General features: G+C 65.1%; 14 protein-coding genes and 1 pseudogene. 11 read left to right on the top strand and 4 right to left on the bottom strand.

The window, feature by feature from the left end:
- Positions 1 to 101: 101 nt before the first annotated feature.
- Positions 102 to 545: a DUF2501 domain-containing protein gene (locus FAZ97_RS20830; RefSeq protein WP_158761020.1), complete on the bottom strand. Its 444-nt coding sequence runs from the start codon at positions 543 to 545 to the stop codon at positions 102 to 104.
- A 733-nt stretch (positions 546 to 1,278) separates the two neighbouring features.
- Between FAZ97_RS20830 and FAZ97_RS20825 the strand changes: the two genes are divergently transcribed.
- Entirely contained in the window at positions 1,279 to 2,550 is a 1,272-nt protein-coding gene (locus FAZ97_RS20825) for a transposase (protein ID WP_158760303.1), read from the top strand.
- Between the two features lie 59 nt (positions 2,551 to 2,609).
- Here the strand turns inward: FAZ97_RS20825 and FAZ97_RS20820 are convergent, their stop codons facing one another.
- Positions 2,610 to 4,130, bottom strand: coding sequence for a mannose-1-phosphate guanylyltransferase/mannose-6-phosphate isomerase (locus FAZ97_RS20820; RefSeq protein WP_158760302.1), 1,521 nt, complete (start codon positions 4,128 to 4,130; stop codon positions 2,610 to 2,612).
- Between the two features lie 497 nt (positions 4,131 to 4,627).
- Between FAZ97_RS20820 and FAZ97_RS20815 the strand changes: the two genes are divergently transcribed.
- The 10 genes from FAZ97_RS20815 (at position 4,628) to FAZ97_RS20770 (ending at position 17,527) form a co-directional block, all read left to right on the top strand.
- The gene (locus FAZ97_RS20815) at positions 4,628 to 6,007 is read left to right on the top strand and encodes an undecaprenyl-phosphate glucose phosphotransferase (protein ID WP_158760301.1); all 1,380 of its coding nucleotides are present in this window, start codon (positions 4,628 to 4,630) and stop codon (positions 6,005 to 6,007) included.
- Positions 6,008 to 6,084: 77 nt separating this feature from the next.
- A complete protein-coding gene (locus tag FAZ97_RS20810; protein WP_158760300.1) occupies positions 6,085 to 7,500 on the top strand; it encodes a UDP-glucose dehydrogenase family protein in 1,416 nt (471 codons plus the stop codon).
- A 50-nt stretch (positions 7,501 to 7,550) separates the two neighbouring features.
- Positions 7,551 to 8,000 carry an arsenate reductase/protein-tyrosine-phosphatase family protein gene (locus FAZ97_RS20805; RefSeq protein ID WP_158760299.1) on the top strand — a complete coding sequence of 150 codons (450 nt, stop codon included), beginning with the start codon at positions 7,551 to 7,553 and terminating at the stop codon, positions 7,998 to 8,000.
- On the top strand, positions 7,997 to 9,172 hold the full coding sequence (locus FAZ97_RS20800) for a polysaccharide biosynthesis/export family protein (RefSeq protein ID WP_158760298.1): 1,176 nt from the start codon (positions 7,997 to 7,999) through the stop codon (positions 9,170 to 9,172). The genes FAZ97_RS20805 and FAZ97_RS20800 overlap by 4 nt, the downstream gene beginning before the upstream one ends.
- 58 nt (positions 9,173 to 9,230) lie before the next feature.
- Positions 9,231 to 11,477 carry a polysaccharide biosynthesis tyrosine autokinase gene (locus FAZ97_RS20795; RefSeq protein ID WP_158761019.1) on the top strand — a complete coding sequence of 749 codons (2,247 nt, stop codon included), beginning with the start codon at positions 9,231 to 9,233 and terminating at the stop codon, positions 11,475 to 11,477.
- Between the two features lie 40 nt (positions 11,478 to 11,517).
- A complete protein-coding gene (locus tag FAZ97_RS20790) occupies positions 11,518 to 12,444 on the top strand; it encodes a glycosyltransferase family 2 protein (RefSeq protein ID WP_158760297.1) in 927 nt (308 codons plus the stop codon).
- Positions 12,445 to 12,478: 34 nt separating this feature from the next.
- Complete coding sequence (locus FAZ97_RS20785) at positions 12,479 to 13,624, top strand: glycosyltransferase (protein WP_158760296.1); 1,146 nt, start codon at positions 12,479 to 12,481, stop codon at positions 13,622 to 13,624.
- An 86-nt stretch (positions 13,625 to 13,710) separates the two neighbouring features.
- Positions 13,711 to 15,120 (top strand): glucose-6-phosphate isomerase, encoded by a 1,410-nt coding sequence (locus tag FAZ97_RS20780; protein ID WP_407671880.1) that lies wholly within the window; start codon positions 13,711 to 13,713, stop codon positions 15,118 to 15,120.
- Positions 15,117 to 16,337 carry a glycosyltransferase family 4 protein gene (locus FAZ97_RS20775; protein ID WP_158760294.1) on the top strand — a complete coding sequence of 407 codons (1,221 nt, stop codon included), beginning with the start codon at positions 15,117 to 15,119 and terminating at the stop codon, positions 16,335 to 16,337. Before FAZ97_RS20780 ends, FAZ97_RS20775 begins: the two co-directional genes overlap by 4 nt.
- Before the next feature lie 32 nt (positions 16,338 to 16,369).
- Entirely contained in the window at positions 16,370 to 17,527 is a 1,158-nt protein-coding gene (locus FAZ97_RS20770; protein ID WP_158760293.1) for a glycosyltransferase family 4 protein, read from the top strand.
- An 81-nt stretch (positions 17,528 to 17,608) separates the two neighbouring features.
- On the opposite strand, the gene FAZ97_RS20765 is transcribed toward FAZ97_RS20770, so the two are convergent.
- Both FAZ97_RS20765 and gmd read right to left on the bottom strand, forming a co-directional pair.
- A complete protein-coding gene (locus tag FAZ97_RS20765; RefSeq protein WP_158760292.1) occupies positions 17,609 to 18,565 on the bottom strand; it encodes a GDP-mannose 4,6-dehydratase in 957 nt (318 codons plus the stop codon).
- Positions 18,552 to 19,595 (bottom strand): annotated as a pseudogene (gene gmd, locus FAZ97_RS20760) (GDP-mannose 4,6-dehydratase). The gene FAZ97_RS20765 and the pseudogene gmd overlap by 14 nt, the downstream one beginning before the upstream one ends.
- Between the last annotated feature and the right edge of the window lie 30 nt (positions 19,596 to 19,625).

Genomic DNA, 19,625 nt, shown 5'->3' with positions numbered 1-19,625 from the left:
CTTTGTTCGACACCCAGACTTCGTTCGTGTTCAAAGCTTACGGCACATAAATTGCGCGAGGCGTGCGCCCGCGCACATCCGTATGCGTGTTTCGGGGGCCGTTAGAGCATCGATTTCGCCTGGCTCAGGATCTTGTCGCAGACCTGCTTCGTGGCCTGCTCCTTGAGGCCGCTGCCCGAGAGGTCGAGCTTCTGCCCATTGCCGGCCGTGAGGATGCCGCTCGTGCCCTGGGTGTAGCCGCTATCCGTCGTGTTGGCGCCGCCGGGCAGCTTGCTGAGCAGCGAGTCCTTCACGTTGCTCGCGGCGTCGGCATTCAGGTAATTGTTCTTGATGCAGTACTGCAGCACGCCGGTGACATTGCCGAGACTGTTCGAGGTGAGCGAGGGCGCGGAAAGCGAGCTGCCAAGGCCGCCCAGATTGCCCAGCGCACCCTGTGCCGAACCGCCGCTATTGGCACCGCCGGCGCCGCCCTGGTTGAGCAGGTTGCCGAGTTGCGCCTGCGCGGCGCCCCAGGGGGCGAGCAGCGCCAGAGTCAGGGTGGCCATCAACGCCGTGGCGATGCGCGGCGTGGGGATGCGCGGCGTGGCGACGCCCGGAACAGAGGTTTGCATACACGAATCTCCGTGGTGGTTCAGTGCGTCCTTACTATAGACGGATTCGTTTGTGCGGCTTCGCTACGTGACGCCGCACGAGCGTTCGGTCAGCGGCGGTGCAACCCGTGCCTGGCACGATGGGTCCCGCCGTGACCGTTTCATGATGCATCGGATGATTTCATCGGCATGTCATTTGTTGCGGGCACAACGATAACGGCGCAGCAGCGAAGTGGGGTGTCCGAGGCGTGTCCGAAGCGGGGGGTGTCTCAAGTGGTATGCATGCCCTCGGAATCGTGTAGGGCAAGGACCACGCGACGACGACGCAACGAATGAACCTGTTACAACTGTATCGACGCTGTAAAACACCACGTTTACAGGCCTTTTCTGGCGATATTCCCGACGATTCAAGCTGGAGATTGTTTCTAACCGTAACACTTATTACGGCCCTCCTCATCGGCTGGTTTCAGGTGGTATGCTTCCTGCACAAATTCTCCCTTGCACGAGTGAGACCACGTTTATTGCGTCAATACAGTGAAAGAACGCACTGCCAGAGTGCGCGTCGCGACGCAAATGAACACGTCATATAAGCATATGGTGCAACCGAGCTAGAGCCAACGCGGGCAACGAGATCCGCGAGCCGATGCTCCGTCACAGCAGCCCCGGTCCGGCTGCGTGGAGAACACGCATGAATTTCGAAGAACTGAGCGACGACGAGTGGATGCAGGTGTCCTCGCTCGTGTCAGATGAACCTCCTATCAGACTCAACCGGCGCGGCCGCCCTCGCGCCGAGCCGCGCGTCGTGGCCAATGCCGTCCTCTGGATTCTCACCACCGGTGAGTCGTGGTCGCGCCTGCCCGCGCGTTATCCGTCCGGGCCCACCTGCCGCCGTCGTTTCGAGGAATGGCACGGCAGCGGCACGCTGATCGAAGTGGTCGAGCTGCTTTCGCAGCGCGGCCGCAAGTTCGTTTATGTGCCCCAGCCTGCGCAGGCCGATACGCAACCCGTTGCAGTCGCCGTCGAGGAAGTCGCCGAGGACGACGGCCAGCCGGCCGTGTTCTGGAAGAGCCCCGAAGCCTGGCAGGCGCCCGCCGCGCTCGCCGACGCACCGCTGGCCGATCCCATGGAAAGCATGATGCGTCAGCTGGCCGGCGTCGAGCCGGCTTTGCCTGCTTCGATCGATGCGCCTGTCGTGTCTGGCGCAATGACGGCAACGACGGCAACGAAAGCAGCCGCGAGCGCAACGACCGTTGCGAGTGCGACGCGTTCGCAGGCCGATGCGCCGTTCGCACCGTTTTCGCCTTCGCGCGTGAGCAAGCCTGTTGCGACTCGCGCGATGCCGCGCGACGCGTCACATCGCGTTGCACACCCGGCGGGCGGCGTGGTGCAGGTGGCTGAATGGCGCGGCTATACGATGAGCCTGACCGTTCAGCCCGTGCGCAACCGCATGTTCCGCGGGGCCGTGGAAATTCTCAAGGATGGCAAGCGCATCGAGCGCTCGGGCCTGATCGGGCCGCCGTTCCAGGATCGCGAATCCGCGCGCAATTTCGCCTTCGACTGGGCGCGTGAATGGCTCGATCGCGAAGGCGTGGCCGAGTCCGCGTCCGGCGTTTCGTGGCCGGGCTCGCATCTCGCGAGGCACACCGCTTCGAAGGGCGCTGCACAGAACCAGAACGGCTCGCAGAATACGTTGTCGAATGCCGCACCGCACGCCAGCGCCCAAAGCGCAGGCGTGACGCGTGGCGACCCGTCGAATCCCGCTGCCGCACGCGCGTTGCCGCCGGCCGTGCCGGGCAGCGTGCGCCTCGCGCCGCTGCAACCGCCGGTCCAGCGTTATAGCGCCACGGGCGCGCTGCATACGGGCAGCGAGCCTTGCGAAGCCAGTCCGGCGTCGTCCGGCACTGCCGAACGACGCACCGCCGGCACCACCGCAACGCGCTACCGCACGCTCTCGCGTTGATCTTGCGAGGCCGCGCGCGCGGTGCGCGCAGCCTGCCTGCTTTGCCTCTCCTGCTTTTTTCACTGCCTGCCGTACTGATCGTCGAGACGCACGATATCGTCCTCACCGAGATACGAGCCCGACTGCACCTCGATGATCTCGAGCGGCATCTTGCCCGGATTTTCCAGTCGATGCGACACGCCCAGCGGGATATACGCTGACTCGTTTTCCGAAACGATGAAGCGTTCTTCGCCGCGCGTGACGAGCGCCGTGCCGCGTACGACGACCCAATGCTCGGCACGATGGTGATGCATCTGCAGCGAGAGGCGTGCGCCCGGTTCGACCACGATTCGCTTGACCTGGAAGCGCTCGCCGCTGTCCACGCTGTCGTAGTGACCCCACGGACGATGCACGAGGCGGTGCGCCACGGCTTCCGTGCGGCGTTCCTGCTTCAGGCGTTGCACGATCTTCTTGACGTCCTGGGCGCGCGAGCGGTCGGCGACGAGGAGGGCGTCGGGGGTCTCGACGACCACGAGGTCCTTCGTGCCGAGACAGGCCACGAGCCGTCCGTCCGAATGCGCGAAAGTATCGGTCGCGCCTTCGAACATCACGCGGCCGTGCGCGACGTTGCCTTCGTCGTCCTTCGGCGAAACTTGCCAGACGGTGTCCCATGAACCGAGGTCGGTCCAGCCTGCGGTGAGCGGCACGACCACGCCGCTTGCCACCGACGGGTCGCCGGCGAGCGGTTCCATCACGGCATAGTCGATCGAGTTCGAAGGCGAACGCGCGAACGCTTCGCTATCCACGCGGAAGAAGTCGCCGTCGGCCTTGCCGTGCTCGATCGATTCCGCGCATGCGGCGTAGATGGCCGGATGGAAATGGCGAATGGCCTTGAGCCAGGTCGATGCACGCACGATGAAAATGCCGCTGTTCCACCAGTAGCGCTGCGAAGCGACGTATTGCTGCGCCAGTTCGAAATACGGCTTTTCGACGAAGCCGTTCAGACGCCGCGCGCCATTCGGTTCAGCGTTCGCGAGCGGTTCGCCCACGTGAATGTAGCCATAGCCCACTTCGGGATGCGTGGGCACGATGCCCATCGTCACGACCTGGCCGTTCGCCGCATGACGCACGCCTTCGGCCACGGCGTTCTGGAACGCTTCGAGGTCGGCGAGCGCATGGTCGGCCGGCATCACCACGAGAATGCCGTCTTCGTGCGAGGCGACCACCGACATGGCGGCGATGGTGAGCGCGGGCGCCGTATCGCGGCCCACGGGCTCGAGAATCAGGCGCGCACGCTTGCCTGCCGCGCGAACCTGGTCGGCGGTGGTGAATCGATGTTCTTCATTGCAGACGATCAGCAAGTCCTCCGCGAGCGTCACGCGCTCGGCGAGCGCATCGAGGCGGCCCGCGGTGTTGGCAAGCAGCGACTGCTCGCCCACGAGGTTGATCATCTGCTTCGGATATTGCTCGCGCGACAGTGGCCACAACCGCGAGCCCGCGCCGCCCGCAAGCACCACAGGGCATACCTGCAATGCACTGCGCGTTTCGGCACGCGTCTGGGACGCTTCTGCCGATGCCGTAGCGGAACCCGTATCCGTCATCTCGCTCTCCTGTAAAGGTATCGGTGATGCGATTTGTAGCATGCTTAAAATCGTCATAAATAGAGTCGTAAAGAAGAAAACGGAAAATATTCGAATTAAATTTAAATCGCATGGTCATTGCATTCGAATATCGATAAAAAATTCAATTAAAAATTGGATGGTGGCTAGTGAAATTTCTTGTCGAAACCCGTAATCGGGCGTCCTGACAGGAAAAATCTGCCGAAATGAGCGCGAGGAAGCGCCAGAGTCGACGTGGATTGCGGCAATCTTTGCCGACAAAAATCACAAAAAAATGACCCGAAAGGGACGAAACAATTGGAGATACTTTTGAGGCTTGCGGGCGGAATTTTTATCGCGCCTTATTAGGGTTTATTCGGATCAGAATTAGCGGCGCCAAGCGTTTTTTGCGGCGACGCTGTCCCAGAAACTTTTGAAGAGAACGGCCACGGCATGCTGTGCGTGGTCGCGATTCATTTTTTTAACCCGAGGTGCCGGACATGCTCAGCGTTCTAGCCAGAATATTCGACGTTGCCGCCATTGCCGCTGGAGCGTTGCTCGCGGCCGCCTTGCACCGTGGTCAGCTCGTGCCGCTCACCGACGCGGAAAGCGTGGCGCTCGCGTTCAACTGCGTGCTCGCGATCTGGATGTTCCCGGCCTTCGGCATCTACAAGTCGTGGCGCGGCAAGTCGCTGTACGCGCTGTTTGCCCGCGTGTGCGTGGCCTGGCTCGCCGTGGAGGGCACGGGCATCCTGCTGAGCTTCAGCCTGCACCGCGCCGATTCGCTCTCGCGCCTGTGGCTCGCGTACTGGGTCGTGGCATCGGTCGCGCTGCTGATCGTTTCGAAGGCGCTCGTGCACATGGTGCTGCGTGGCATTCGCCGCGAGGGCTACAACCAGAAGGCAGTGGCCGTGGTGGGCGGCCCGCGCTATGGGCGCTTCCTGATCGAGCACATGCGCTTTCACCCGGAAGCGGGTTTTCATCCGGCGATCGTATTCGACGAGGACAGCGACGCGGACGGCGCCGCCGCGCTCGACGGCGTGCCCGTGGAGCGCAACCTCCAGGCCTTGCTCGAGTTCGTGCGCGAGAACGAAGTGCGCGAGCTGTGGCTCGCCTTGCCGATCACCAAGGAGCGCACGATCCATCGCATCGTCACGGCCATGCGCAACGACTTCGTGAACATCCGCTTCATTCCGGACGTGCGCAGCCTCTCGTTCTTCAGCCAGCCCGTGGTCGATCTGCTCGGCGTGCCGGCCATCAATCTCGCGGCTTCGCCGGTCACGGACCTGAGCGTGCTGCCCAAGCGCGTGTTCGACATCGTGTTCGCGGGCGGCGTGCTGGTCGCGCTCGCGCCGCTGCTCGGCGTGATTTCGCTCGCCGTGAAGCTCACGTCGAAGGGCCCGGTGTTTTTCAAGCAGCGCCGCAAGGGGCTGGATGGCAACGAGTTCGAGATCTACAAGTTCCGCTCGATGAAGGTCCATGCGGAAGTCGCGGGCCAGATCACCCAGGCGCGCCGCAACGATCCGCGCGTGACGCGCGTGGGCGCGTTCCTGCGCCGTACGAGCCTCGACGAGCTGCCGCAATTCATCAACGTGCTCAAGGGCGAGATGTCGGTGGTGGGGCCGCGCCCGCATGCGCTGGCGCACGACGACATCTACAAGGACCTCGTGCGCGGCTACATGGCGCGCTACCGCATCAAGCCCGGCATTACCGGCTGGGCGCAGGTCAACGGCTTTCGCGGCGAAACCGATCGCGTGGAAAAGATGCGCGACCGCGTGCGCTTCGATCTGCACTACATGCAGCACTGGAGCTTCGCGCTCGACCTGCGCATCGTGGCGATGACCATGTGGAAGGGCTTCGCAGGCCAGAACGCATATTGAGGCGAAGCGAGTGCGCGCACAGCTTGAGTGCGCAACGTTTCGCATGACAGGAAGAACCAATCACTTTTGAGGTGGGCATGAATCTGACGATCATTGGCAGCGGTTATGTGGGTCTCGTGACGGGCGCTTGTCTTGCCGACATCGGCAACGACGTGTTCTGTCTCGACGTGGACCAGCGCAAGATCGACTTGCTCAATCAAGGCGTCGTGCCGATTCACGAGCCGGGCCTGAAGGAAATCATCGAGCGCAACGTGCGCGCGCGCCGGCTCAAGTTCTCGACCGACGTGGAAGCGGCGGTCGCGCACGGCGACGTGCAGTTCATCGCCGTGGGCACGCCGCCCGACGAAGACGGCTCGGCCGATCTGCAATACGTGCTGGCGGCCGCGCGCAATATCGGCCGTCACATGGCGGGTTTCAAGGTGGTGGTGGACAAGTCCACGGTGCCGGTGGGCACGGCCGCGCTCGTGCACGACGCGATCGCCTCCGAGTTGCGCAAGCGCGGCGAGAGCCACATGTTCTCGGTGGTCTCGAACCCCGAATTCCTGAAGGAAGGCGCGGCAGTCGACGACTTCGCGCGGCCGGACCGCATCGTGCTCGGCTGCAACGACGACGTGCCCGGCGAGCGCGCGAAAGAGGTCATGAAGCGGCTCTACGCACCGTTCAACCGCAATCACGAGCGCACGCTCTACATGGACGTGCATTCGGCCGAATTCACCAAGTACGCGGCCAACGCCATGCTCGCCACGCGCATTTCGTTCATGAACGAACTCGCGAACCTGGCCGACCGCGTGGGCGCCGATATCGAGGCCGTGCGCCGCGGCGTGGGCTCGGACCCGCGCATTGGCTACGACTTCCTCTACGCGGGCTGCGGCTATGGCGGCTCGTGCTTCCCGAAAGATGTGAAGGCGCTCATGCGCACGGCCGAGGATTTCGGCGAGCCGCTGCAGATCCTGCGCGCCGTGGAGTCCGTCAATGAAGCGCAGAAGCAGGTGCTCGCACAGAAGATCGTCACGCGCTTCGGCTCCGACCTCACGGGCCGCGCGTTCGGCGTCTGGGGTCTCGCGTTCAAGCCGAACACCGACGACATGCGCGAGGCGCCGAGCCGCACGCTCATCGCCGAACTGCTCGCACGCGGCGCCACGGTCAAGGCTTATGACCCGGTTGCGACCGCCGAGGCGCAGCGCGTTCTTGCGCTCGACCTCGCGCACGCGCCGGAACATCAGGCGCGGCTGTCGTTCGTGAGCGATGCGATGGAAGCCGCGAGCGACGCCGATGCCGTTGTGATCGCAACGGAATGGAAAGTCTTCAAGGCGCCCGATTTCGAAACGCTCAAGCAGCAACTGAAGATGCCGATCGTGTTCGACGGCCGCAATCTCTACGAGCCGTCCGCGCTGCAGGAACTCGGCATCGAGTACCACGCCGTGGGCCGCGCGAGCGCGACGCAGGCAAGCCGCGCGCGCGCCGAAACCGCCGCGACGCAGGCGCTGGCCTGAGCGCTGCCGGGCCACGCATCGCGCATGTCAAGGAAGGGAGTCACGCGACCATGATCAAGAACGTGCTCATCGTTTGCCACGCCAACGTCTGCCGCTCGCCGGCGGCCGAGCAGCTTTTTCGCGAGCGTTTGCGCGAACAGCAAGGCTCGCGAGTGGAATCGTTTCAATCGGCGGGCCTGCGTGCGCGCGACGGCGACGACATGGACCCCGTGATGCAGTGGCTCCTTGCCGAACGCGGCATGAAGGTGGGCGAGCATCAGTCGCGCCGCCTCACGAGCCGCCTCGTGCGCTCGGCCGACCTCGTGCTCGTGACCGAGCGCCGCCAGGTCGCCGCGGTCGAGCGCATCGAACCCACCGCGCGCGGCAAGGTGTACGCGCTCGGTAACTGGGAAAACTCTGATGTCAGCGATCCGCATGGGCTCCACGAGTCCGCGTATCGCCAGAGTCTTGAATTGATGGATCGTATGGTTAAGGGATGGTTGAGCCGAATATGCCAATGACAAAACTGAAACTGACGGCGGTGGTCGCGTTGAGCGTCTTCGTTTCCGCGTGCGCAACGGCGCCCGGCAACTATCTCGACACGTCGAGCCTGAAAGAAGCGCCGAACAACCAGCCGCAGCAGCAGTTCAACGTGCAACTGATCACGCAGCAAGTCGTGCTGCAGCAGGCGCAGGCGGCCGCCAACGCGCCGAAAGCACCGCTGCCGCCCTCGAGGTTCGCCAACGCCGCCGACTACGTTTATCACATCGCGCCGCAGGACATTCTCGGCGTGACCGTGTTCGACCACCCCGAACTTTCGACGCCGCAAGGCTCGACGTTCTCCACGGGCGGCAACACCACGCAGACCGTGGGCCAGGCGCTCACGCAGCCTTATACCAACGCGCTCTCGGGGCAGTCCGACCCCTACGGGCAGACCGTGTCGAAGGACGGCACGATCTTCTTTCCGTTCGTGGGCCGCGTGATGGCGGCGGGCAAGACGCCCTCGCAGTTGCGCGAGCAGCTCGCGGCGGGACTCGGGCCCTACGTGAAGAACCCGCAGGTGGACGTGCGCGTGCTCGCGTATCGCAGCCAGAAGGTGCAGGTCACGGGCGACGTGAAGACGCCCGGCCCGCTCTCCATGAGCGACGTGCCGCTCACGCTCGTCGACGCCATTACGCGCTCGGGCGGCACGACCGACAACGCCGACATCAACCGGGTGCGCCTCACGCGCGGCGGCAAGCTGTACACGCTCGACGCGAACCGCATGCTCGACGGCGGCGACACGACCCAGGACGTGATGCTGCAGGACGGCGACGTCATCAATATTCCGGATCGTTCGGATAGCAGAATATTTGTCATGGGCGAAGTGAAGACGCCGACGCAGACGAGCCTCATCCGCGGCAACCTCACGATCGCCGACGCGCTCACCCAGGCGGGCGGCATTCTCGATACCGACGCGAACCCGCGCCAGATTTTTGTCATGCGCGGCATGAAGGACAACCCGACGCAGCCCGAGATCTACCGTCTCGACATGACCAAGCCCGACGCGATCATGCTTTCGTCGCAATTCCAGCTCAAGCCGCTGGATGTGGTGTACGTGGGCACGGCCGCTTCGACGACCTTCAACCGTGTGTTGCAGCAGGTGCTGCCGACCATCCAGACCGTCTTCTATCTGAAGCAGATCGCGAAGTAAGCGTGATTAAAGCGCTTGCGGGGAAGACGCAGGAGCAACACCTAAACAACGGGATTGAATCGTGACCATACAAGCCAATAGCCAGGCGGCCCCGGCGGCCCGCACCGAGGAAGAGGACGTCGTCCTCGGCCAGTTGCTGCGCGTCATCATCGACGATATCGGCTGGCTCATCGCGATCGCGGCGGCGGTGATCGCCATGGCCGTGTTCTACTGCTTTATCGCCAAGCCGGTCTATACGGCCGACACCCAGGTTCGCGTGGAGCCTTCCGACTACACGTCGCAGGCCCTCACGCAAACGCAAACCGGCGCGAACATCAGCTCCGGATCGTCGGCGGGCAGTTTGCCTACCGACGCCGAGATCCAGATGATCAAGAGCCGCAGCGTGGTCGAGCCGGTGGTCAAGCAGTTCAAGCTGAACACCACCGTCACGCCGGTCATGCTGCCCTTGATCGGCAGCCTTTCCGCGCGCCTCGCGACGCCGGGCACGCCCGCGCGTCCGTGGTTCGGGCTCAGCAACTGGCTCGGCAGCTACGCGTGGGGCGGCGAGGTCATCAACATCGACTCGGTCGAGGTCACGCCTGAGCTCGAAGGCAAGAAGCTCACGCTCACCGCGCTCGACAACGACCGCTACGTGATCTCGACGCCGGACGGCGCGCGTCTGCTCGAAGGCACGGTTGGCCAGGTCGAGCAGGGCGGCGGCGTGAAGCTGCTCGTGAGCAGGCTCGTGGCGCGTCCGGGCACGCGTTTCAAGGTCGTGCGCCTGAACGATCTGGACGCGATCAGCGGCTTCCAGAACGCGATCCAGGTGCAGGAGCAGGGCAAGCAAACGGGCGTGATCGACATCTCGCTCGAAGACAACGACCCCGAGCACGCGGCGGCGATTGCCAACGCGGTGGCGCAGTCGTACCTGCGCGAACACGTGGCGACCAAGCAGGCCGACGCGAGCAAGATGCTCGACTTCCTGCGCAGCGAACAGCCGCGCCTGAAGGGTGACCTCGAAAATGCCGAAGCGGCGCTCACGGCGTACCAGAGCAAGTCGGGTTCGATCAACGCGAGCGACGAAGCGAAGATCTATCTCGACGGCAGCGTGCAATACGAGCAGCAAATTTCGGCGCTGCAACTGCAGATCGCCTCGCTGCAACAGCGCTTTGGCGACCAGCACCCGGTGCTGATCGCGGCGCGCCAGCAGCTCGCGCAACTGCAGGGCGAGCGCGCGAAGTACGACACGAAGTTCCGCGACCTGCCGGCCACGGAAGTGAAGGCCGTGCAACTGCAGCGCGACGCGAAGGTGGCTGAGGACATCTACGTGCTGCTGCTCAACCGCATTCAGGAGCTTTCGGTGCAGCGCGTGGGTACGGGCGGCAACGTGCATATCATCGACCCGGCCCTGCGCCCCGGCAGCCCCTCGAAGCCGAAGAAGCTGCTGATCGTTTCGGCGGCGTCGCTGCTCGGCGTCATTCTCGGCACGGGCTTCGTGCTCATGCGCCGCAACATGTTCAAGGGCATTGTCGATCCGGACCAGATCGAGCGCTCGTTCCAGCTGCCCGTGTACGGCCTCGTGCCGCTTTCGGCGGAGCAGCTGGCGCTCGAAAAGCGCGGCCCGGTGCGTGGCGGCTCGCGCCTGAGCGAAGTGCTCGCCAACGCGCGCCCCAAGGACCTCACGGTCGAAAGCCTGCGCAGCCTGCGCACCTCGCTGCAGTTCAGCGTCATGGACGCGCGCAATCGCGTGGTCATGCTGACCGGTTCGGTGCCGGGCGTCGGCAAGAGCTTTCTGACCGCGAACCTCGCCGTGCTGCTCGCGCATTCGGGCAAGCGCGTGCTGATGATCGACGGCGACATGCGCCGCGGCGCGCTCGAACGCCATCTGGGCGGCCCGCAGGAAAACGGCTTCTCCGAGCTGCTTTCGGGGCAGATTGCGCTGGACGAGGCCATTCGTGCGACCGAGGTGGACAACCTGCACTTCATCTCGTGCGGCCGTCGTCCGCCCAACCCGTCCGAGCTGTTGATGTCGCCGCGTCTTGGCCAGTACCTCGAAGGCCTGTCGAACCGCTACGACGTGCTGCTCATCGACACGCCGCCGGTGCTCGCCGTCACCGACGCCGCCATCATCGGCGGACATGCGGGCTCGACGTTCCTCGTGCTGCGCTCAGGTCTTCACACCGAAGGCGAACTCGCCGAGGCGCTCAAGCGTCTGCGCAATGCCGGCGTACGCGTGCAGGGCGGCGTGTTCAACGGCGTGCCGGCGCGCACGCGCGGCAACTATGGCTATGGCTACGCGAACGTGCGCGAGTATCTGAGCGCATGACGTCTACCCACCTATCCCGCACAGCAAAGGAGAACACGCGATGAAAGTGACCGTGCTCGTGCCGACGTATCGGCGTCCTGACGATCTGTCGCGCTGTCTTTCGGCGCTCCTGCGCCAACAGCGCGCGCCCGACGAAATCGTGGTGGTGGCGCGCGCCGACGACGAGGCCACGCACGCGTGCCTCGCCGAGCACGTCACGCCGCGCGTGCTCAACGTGGAAGTGGCGATTGTCGAGGAGCCGGGGCAGGTGGCGGCGCTCAATCGCGGCATCGAGGCCGCGACGGGCGACGTGATCGCCATCACCGACGACGACGCCGCGCCGCGCGCCGACTGGGTTGCACGCATCGCGGCAGCCTTCGAGTCCGACCCGAAGCTCGGCGCGCTCGGCGGCCGCGACTGGGTGCACGAAGGCGGCCGCATGATCGACGGCGAACGTACGCTCGTGGGCAAGCTGCAGCGCTCGGGTCGCATCGTCGGCAACCATCATCTGGGCGCGGGCGGCGCGCGCGAAGTCGATCTGCTCAAGGGCGCCAACATGAGCTATCGCCGCGCGGCGATCGGCGACCGGCGTTTCGACCGGCGCCTGCGCGGCACCGGCGCGCAAACGCATAACGACATGGCGTTCAGCATGAGCGTGAAGCGCGCGGGCTGGAAGCTCGTGTACGACCCGCTCGTGGCTGTGGACCATTACCCCGCGCCGCGCCCGGGCGAAGATCCGCGCAACGCGCAGACGCTCGCCTCGATCCGCAACGCCGCCTACAACCTGCATCTGATCCTGCTCGGCCATCTCACGCCGCTGCGCCGCGAAACCGCCTGGTGGTGGTACGCGCTCGTCGGTACGCGCGTGTATCCGGGCCTCGTGCATACGGGCCTGAGCGCCGTGCGCGGCGATTCCGCGGGCGCGGCGTTCGCACGCTGGCGCGCGGTGCGCGGCGGCGCACGAGAGGCGCGCCGCGCGCTCGTTTGAGCGGCGCGGCCAACGACTATACGGAGGACCCCGAATGAGCGGTACGCAAGTCCACGTCCACCTTTTCTATGGCGCCGATCCGCGCCGCTATCGCAAAGGCGAGAATATCGGCAGCCTGTATGGCTACCATCACGCGGAATCGGCGGAATTCGCGCTCAATTACGCGCAGGACGCGAATGAGAGCACGCCCATGCGCTTCATGCGGCGCGGCTTGAAGGCGGCGTTCGGTTTCGACTTCATTCACGCATGGCGCAATCGCCGCGCCATTCTGCAGTCCGACATCATCTGGACGCACACCGAGCAGGAGCATCTGGCCGTGGCGCTGGTGCTGCTGATGAACGCGAAGAGGGGCGGCGAGCGCCCGCTGCTGCTCGCGCAGAGCGTGTGGCTGCTCGACCGCTGGCCGGGCTATGGCGCGCTGCGTCGCGCGATCTACAAGCGCTTGCTGAAGCGTGCAGATTTGCTCACCACGCTCGCGAGCGAGAACGCCGCGCTGTGCGGCGAGTATTTCGGGCGCGAGGCGCGCCACGTGCTGTATGGGCTCAATACCAACGACTTTCCGCTGCGTCCGCCTGCGCAGTGGAAGCCGCATACGCCGGTGCGCGTGGCCGCGATCGGCAACGACCGCGACCGCGACTGGACCACGCTCGTCAGCGCGCTCGGCAACGATGCGCGCTACCAGGTGCGCATCGCCACGCGGCGGCGCATGCCGGCATCGGCGCGCGCCGATAACGTCGAAATCGTGCGCGTTTCGGGCATCAAGCAGCAGCACGCGCTCTATGACTGGGCGGACATTATCGTCGTGCCGCTGCGACCCAACACGCACGCTTCGGGCATCACAGTGATGCTCGAAGCCGCGGCGCTCGGCAAGCCGATGATCGCGACGAAGGTCGGCGCGCTCGAAGACTACTTCGACGACAAGGCCGCGTCCTATGTCGAGCCGTTTAACGCCCAGCAATTGCGCGACGCCGCGAATGCACTGGTGGCCGATCCGGCGCGTGCGCTCGAACAGGCGCGCGAAGCCTGCGAGCAGTTGCGCACGCGCGATCTCACGACGCAGCACTTCGCGCGCCAGCACGCGCAGCTTACGCGCGAGATGCTGCACGAGCGCGACGCGCTCAACGGCGGATCGATTTCGGGCGAACCCCAAGGCCGGGGCGTCGCCGCGCGCGGGATGTGATCATGGATGTCACGACCGCTATCCCCGCACCGGCGCCGCAGCAGTCGGGTCCGCAACGCACCCGCCGTGGCGGCCTGCGCGGCCTGATGGGCCGCGATACGCTGCCGCCGCTCGCCCTGTGGCTGTTCACGGTGCTGCTGATCGGCGCGCACCAGGGCACGGTGCTCACCCTCGCGTTTCCCGTGCTGTCGATCGCGGTGGGCTTCTGGCTCTACTTCGTGAACCCGGTGCGCTATATCGGCTTCATGTGGTGGCTGTGGTTCCTGAGCCCGGAAGTGCGGCGTCTGGCCGACTACGGCAAGGGTGGCTTCACGCCCACGAGCCTCATTCAGGTCGCGCCGCTCGCCGTGACGATGATCAGCGGCATTTCGCTGCTGCGCTACTACCCGATCCTCGGGCAGCGGCGCGGCCTGCCGCTGCTGCTCGCGCTGCTCGGCATCGGTTATGGGTTCGCGGTGGGCGTGGTGGGCAGCGGCCCGGCCGCCGCCGTCTATGACCTTGCCAACTGGATCTATCCGTTCCTGATCGGCTTTCACATCATGGTGCTCACGCGCCAGTATCCCGAGTGCAGCAAGACCATCATCAACACCTTCATCTACGGCATGCTCGTGATGGGCGCGTATGGTCTCGTGCAGTTCTTCATCATGCCGCCGTGGGACGCCATGTGGATGATCGGCTCGGACATGAACTCGCAGGGCGACCCCGTGCCGCTCGGCGTGCGCGTGTTCAGCACGATGAATTCGTCGGGCCCGTTCGCATTCGCGATGATGGGCGCAATGGTCTTCGTGATGGCCGCGCAGCATCGCGTGCGCTGGGTCGCGGCGGCGTTCGGCTTCTTCTCGTTCGCGCTCTCGCTCGTGCGCTCCACCTGGGGCGGCTGGGCGATCGCGATGGTCATCCAGTTGATGAAGTCGAGCAACAAGGTGCGCATTCGCATCATTGTGAGCGCGATCGTGCTGGCGGGCGTGTGCGTGCCGCTGCTCACGTTCGGCCCTGTGGCGGACCGCATGCAGCAACGCCTGAATACGCTCGTGAACCTGAAAGACGATCAGAGCTACGAGGCGCGCAACCAGTTCTATGCCGACTTCGCGAAGAAAGCCTTCACCGACGTGACGGGCGAGGGCCTCGGCGCCACCGGCGCATCGACGAAGCTCTCCAGCAATAACGGCCAGCTCGGCCAGTACGGCAGCTTCGACAGCGGCGTCATGAACATTCCGTTCGTGCTCGGCTGGCCCGGCACGCTGCTCTACATGTCGGGCGTGCTGTGGCTGCTCGTGCGCGCGGTGCGCGTGTCGCTTCGTATGCCTGAGGACCGCTACGTTTGCGCGTGCCTGAGCCTCGCGATCTCGATCTTCGCCATGCTCGTCTTCACCAACTCGCTCGTGGGCACCGGCGGCCTGCTGCTCTTTTCGAGCGTGTTTTCCATTCTCAGCGCGGGACATTGGACGAAGCTGCAACGCCAGGCCAATGTCCGCACCACGGAGGTCTCCGATTGAGAGTCGCAATCGTCACGCATGTCGTGCGCCACAATGACGGCCAGGGCCGCGTCAATCATGAAATCGCGCGCGCCGCGCTCGACGAAGGGTTCGAGGTGACGCTGGTCGCCTCGCATGTCGCGCCCGAACTGCTTGCCCACCCGAAGGTGAAGTGGGTGAACGTGCAACCCTCGCGCACGTGGCCCACCAACCTGCTGCGCCAGCAGGTGTTCGCGCTGAAGAGCGCGCTGTGGCTGCGCCGCAACCGCCGCGCCTATGACGTGCTTCATGTGAACGGCTTCATCACCTGGGCGCACGCCGATGTCAACACCGCGCACTTCGTGCATGGCGGCTGGGCGCGCAGCAAGTATTACCCGTTCGGTCTCACGCGCGGCGTGTGGTCTGCTTACCAGTTCGTGTACACGCGCGCCAATGCGGTGCTGGAGCGCTGGGCGTACCGGCGCTCGCGCGTGATCGCCGCCGTCTCCCGCAAGGTGGCCGATGAAATCCGCGCGTCGGGCGGCAATCCCGTGGAGCGGCTCGACGTGATCTACAACGGCGTGGACACGCGCGGCTTCTCCGCCGCGAGCGCCGACCGCGCAAAGTTCTCGCTGCCTGCCGACGCGTTCCTGCTGCTCTTCGTGGGCGACCTGCGCACGCCGCGCAAGAATCTCGGCACGGTGCTGCACGCGCTCAAACAGATGCCCGGCAACGTGCATCTGGCCGTTGCCGGCTACCTGCCGGGCAGCCCGTATCCCGATCTCGCGCGCGAACTGGGCATCGAGTCGCGCGTGCATTTTCTCGGCCTCGTGCGCGAGATGCCCACGCTCATGCGCTCCGTGGATACCTATGTATTTCCTTCGCGCTACGAAGCAATGAGCCTGTCACTACTCGAAGCGATGGCGGCGGGTTTGCCCGTGGTGACAGCGCGCACGGCGGGCGGCGCGGAAATCATCACGCCGGAGTGCGGCATCGTGCTCGAAGACCCCGATGATGCGCCAGCACTCGCCAACGCCGTGAGAACGCTCGCCACCGACACGCCGCGCCGCCTCGCAATGGGCGCGGCTGCGGCGGAGCTTGCCACGCAGTTCGGCTGGGCGCGCATGGCCGCGCAGTACATCGCGCTCTACCGGCAACTGGCCGGCGACGCGAGCGAGGCCGTGCGCCGCGAAGAACCCGCGTTCGCCGCTGCGACGCTGCCGGGCGGTCAACCGCTCCAGCGCGCAGAAACCCCCTGAATAACCGCATACGTGCAGAACAAGGACACGCGATGACCACACAATCCATTCAATCGCTGCAGATCGGCATGCACTGGTTTCCCGAGCGCGCTGGCGGTCTCGACCGCATGTACTACTCGCTGGTTGGCGCGCTGCCCGGTGCGGGCGTGCGCGTGCGCGGCGTCGTGGCCGGCTCGCCCAAGGTGGCGCAGGACAGCGGCGGTGCGATCCAGGGCTTCGGCCCGGCTTCGCGCTCGCTGCCGTTTCGCCTCATGGACGCGCGCCGCGCGCTGCGCAGCGAAATTCGCCGTCACCGTCCCGACGTGATTTCCTCGCACTTCGCGCTTTATACCTTCCCGGGGCTCGACGTTACGCGCGGCATTCCGCAGGTATCGCACTTCCAGGGACCGTGGGCCGACGAGAGCTTCGTGGAAGGCGCGGCCACGCTGAGCCAGCGCATCAAGCACTCGCTGGAGCAGTCGGTATACGAGCGCTCGTCGCGGCTCATCGTGCTTTCGAAGGCGTTCGGCGACATTCTCACGCGCCGCTACGGCATTTCGCCCGAGCGCGTGCGCATCGTGCCGGGCTGCGTGGATACGGCGCATTTCGACCCGGCGTGCACGTCGGCCGAGGCACGCCTGCGCCTCCAGCTACCGCAAGGCCGCCCGATCATCCTGGCCGTGCGCCGTCTCGTGCGCCGCATGGGCCTGGAGGATCTGATCGACGCGATCAAGATGGTGAAGCAACGCCATCCGGATGTGCTCCTGCTGATCGCGGGGCGTGGCCGTCTGGAGTCCGAACTGCAGCAGCGCATCGACGAAGCGGGTCTGGCCGATAACGTGAAGCTGCTCGGCTTCGTTCCCGACGCGCACCTGCCGTCGCTCTATCGCGCCGCGACGCTGAGCGTGGTGCCCACGGTCGCGCTGGAGGGCTTCGGCCTGATTACGGTGGAATCGCTATCCGCGGGCACGCCGGTTCTGGTGACGCCGGTGGGTGGCCTGCCGGAAGCGGTGGCGGGGCTGTCACAAGACCTCGTACTGCCGGCCACGGGCGCGAACGCGATTGCCGATGGCATCGACGGCGCGCTTTCGGGGCGCATCAAGCTGCCGGATGAAGCGCAGTGCAAGGCATATGCGCGCGAGCACTTCGACAATGCCGTGATCGCGAAGCGTGTGGCCGGTGTGTATGCGGAAGCGATCGCTACCCACTGAAGCGGGTCGTCAGACCAAAAAGAAAACCGCCGCTCGGGAGAGCGGCGGTTGATGTGTCGAAGAGAGAAGGACGGCGCTGCGTTATTGCGTTTCGAACACGTGTTCGCGGGCCTCGTCGTACATCCAGCGCAAGGTGTCCTCGAGGGGCTTGCGCGAACTGTCGCCGACGATGGCGCGCAGCTTCGCGTTCGACCCGATCAGCTGGCGTACTTCGTTGGCGCGCACGAAACGCGGATCGACGTGCACCTCGATCTCGTAGCCGGCGATGCGCGCCAGCATGCCGAGCAGCGCGCCGAGTGTCTGGCCGCTGCCCGAGCATACATTGACCGTGACGCCACGCGGCGCGACTTCGATAAGCCGGGCATAGGCGTTCACCACGTCGCGCACGTCGGAGAAGTCGCGGGCCACGTGCAGGTTGCCGAGCGATATCTGCTTTTCGCCGCGCGCGTAGTGCTCGACGATCTTCGGGATCAGGAAGTCCGGCGACTGCCCAACGCCCGTGTAGTTGAACGGGCGCGCGATGATGATCGGCAATTGCGCCTGAAAGCGCTTCGCGACGTATTCCATCGCAAGCTTGCTGACGGCGTAGTCGTTGGCGGGCTGGGGCTCGACGCGCTCGTCGAGCACGCCGTTCGTGGCATTGCCGTAGACGTTCGCGCTGCTCGCCAGCAGCACGGCACGCGGCGCGTGTTTTTGCTGCGCAAGGGCTTCGAGCAGATTGCGCGTGCCGACCACGTTCACGAGGTAAGTGCGCGCGACGTCGCTATCGGCCACGTGGGCCACGGCGGCGAGATGCACGACCACGTCGGGTTGCACGGACTCGAGCGCATGCGCAATGGCGCCGCGCTCGAGCAGGTCGGCTTCGATCGCTGTGGCGCCGAACGGAAAGGACTCGGCGCTGAGCGATTCGCCGGCGCGCACGGTGCCCCAGACACGGTAGCCGTCCGCCGCGAGGCGTGCGGCCATATAGCGGCCCGTAAAGCCGCCAATGCCCGTGATGAGCGCGCGCGGGCGGCTTGCGGAATCAGAATGTTTCATGGCGTTCGTTGCGTGCAAGGTCGGCCGCGACCATCATCTGGCAGAGCTGCTCGAGCGAAGTCTGCGGCTGCCAGCCGAGCTTTTGCTGCGCCTTGGTCGGGTCGCCAATGAGCAGATCGACTTCGGCGGGACGATAGTAGCGCGGGCTCACGCGTACGAGCGTGCGGCCCGTGGCGACGCAAATGCCGGTTTCGCGCTCGCCCTTGCCCGACCATTCGAGCTGGATGCCTGCCGCCGCGAAGGCCATCTTCACGAAGTCGCGCACGGTTTCGGTGCGGCCCGTGGCGAGCACATAGGTGTCGGGTTCGTCGGCCTGCAGCATGCGCCACATGCCTTCCACGTATTCGGAGGCGTAGCCCTAGTCGCGCTTGGCGTCGAGATTGCCGAGTTCGAGCATGTTGAGCTTGCCGAGCTTGATCTTGGCGACGCTATCGGTGATCTTGCGCGTGACGAACTCGCGCCCGCGCAGCGGCGACTCGTGATTGAAGAGAATGCCGCTCGTCGCGAAGATGTCGTAAGACTCGCGATAGTTGATGGTCGACCAGTGCGCGAACAGCTTGGCGACGCCATACGGGCTGCGCGGATAGAACGGCGTTTCCTCGCATTGCGGGATCGCCTGAACCTTGCCGAACATTTCGGATGTCGAAGCTTGATAGAAGCGCGTTTTCGGATTCACCACGCGAATCGCTTCGAGCATGTTCAGCACGCCGATGCCGGTGACTTCGGCGGTCGTGACGGGCTGGTCGAACGACACGCCCACGAAGCTCTGGGCCGCGAGATTGTAGACCTCCTGCGCTTGCGCACGCTCGACGAGACGCACGGTCGAGCCCGCATCCGTGAGGTCGTGTTCGACGAGTTCGAGCGAAGGATGGTCGAGGATCCCCAGCTCGTTCATGCGCCAGAAGTTCACGGAGCTGGTGCGGCGATACGTGCCGGTGACGTTGTAGCCCTTATCGAGCAGGAGGCGCGTGAGGTAGGCGCCGTCCTGGCCGGAAACACCGGTGATGATCGCTTTGCGACGTTCGTTCATGTGATGTGCCCTTGAAATAGCGAACGGGAT

The organism is Paraburkholderia acidiphila, from assembly GCF_009789655.1.
Classification (GTDB): Bacteria; Pseudomonadota; Gammaproteobacteria; order Burkholderiales; family Burkholderiaceae; genus Paraburkholderia; species Paraburkholderia acidiphila.
Note: the sequence above shows the minus strand (reverse complement) of the source record. Positions and strands in the feature narration are given on the sequence as shown.

Bases quoted from the DNA above. Each gene is read 5' to 3' on its own strand.
- FAZ97_RS20830 (WP_158761020.1), bottom strand. From the start codon at position 545: ATGGCCACCCTGACTCTGGCGCTGCTCGCCCCCTGGGGCGCCGCGCAG.
- FAZ97_RS20785 (WP_158760296.1), top strand. From the start codon at position 12,479: ATGAGCGGTACGCAAGTCCACGTCCACCTTTTCTATGGCGCCGATCCG.
- FAZ97_RS20790 (WP_158760297.1), top strand. From the start codon at position 11,518: ATGAAAGTGACCGTGCTCGTGCCGACGTATCGGCGTCCTGACGATCTG.
- FAZ97_RS20800 (WP_158760298.1), top strand. From the start codon at position 7,997: ATGACAAAACTGAAACTGACGGCGGTGGTCGCGTTGAGCGTCTTCGTT.
- FAZ97_RS20780 (WP_407671880.1), top strand. From the start codon at position 13,711: ATGGGCCGCGATACGCTGCCGCCGCTCGCCCTGTGGCTGTTCACGGTG.
- FAZ97_RS20770 (WP_158760293.1), top strand. From the start codon at position 16,370: ATGACCACACAATCCATTCAATCGCTGCAGATCGGCATGCACTGGTTT.
- FAZ97_RS20820 (WP_158760302.1), bottom strand. From the start codon at position 4,130: ATGACGGATACGGGTTCCGCTACGGCATCGGCAGAAGCGTCCCAGACG.
- FAZ97_RS20765 (WP_158760292.1), bottom strand. From the start codon at position 18,565: ATGAAACATTCTGATTCCGCAAGCCGCCCGCGCGCGCTCATCACGGGC.
- FAZ97_RS20810 (WP_158760300.1), top strand. From the start codon at position 6,085: ATGAATCTGACGATCATTGGCAGCGGTTATGTGGGTCTCGTGACGGGC.
- FAZ97_RS20825 (WP_158760303.1), top strand. From the start codon at position 1,279: ATGAATTTCGAAGAACTGAGCGACGACGAGTGGATGCAGGTGTCCTCG.
- FAZ97_RS20805 (WP_158760299.1), top strand. From the start codon at position 7,551: ATGATCAAGAACGTGCTCATCGTTTGCCACGCCAACGTCTGCCGCTCG.
- FAZ97_RS20815 (WP_158760301.1), top strand. From the start codon at position 4,628: ATGCTCAGCGTTCTAGCCAGAATATTCGACGTTGCCGCCATTGCCGCT.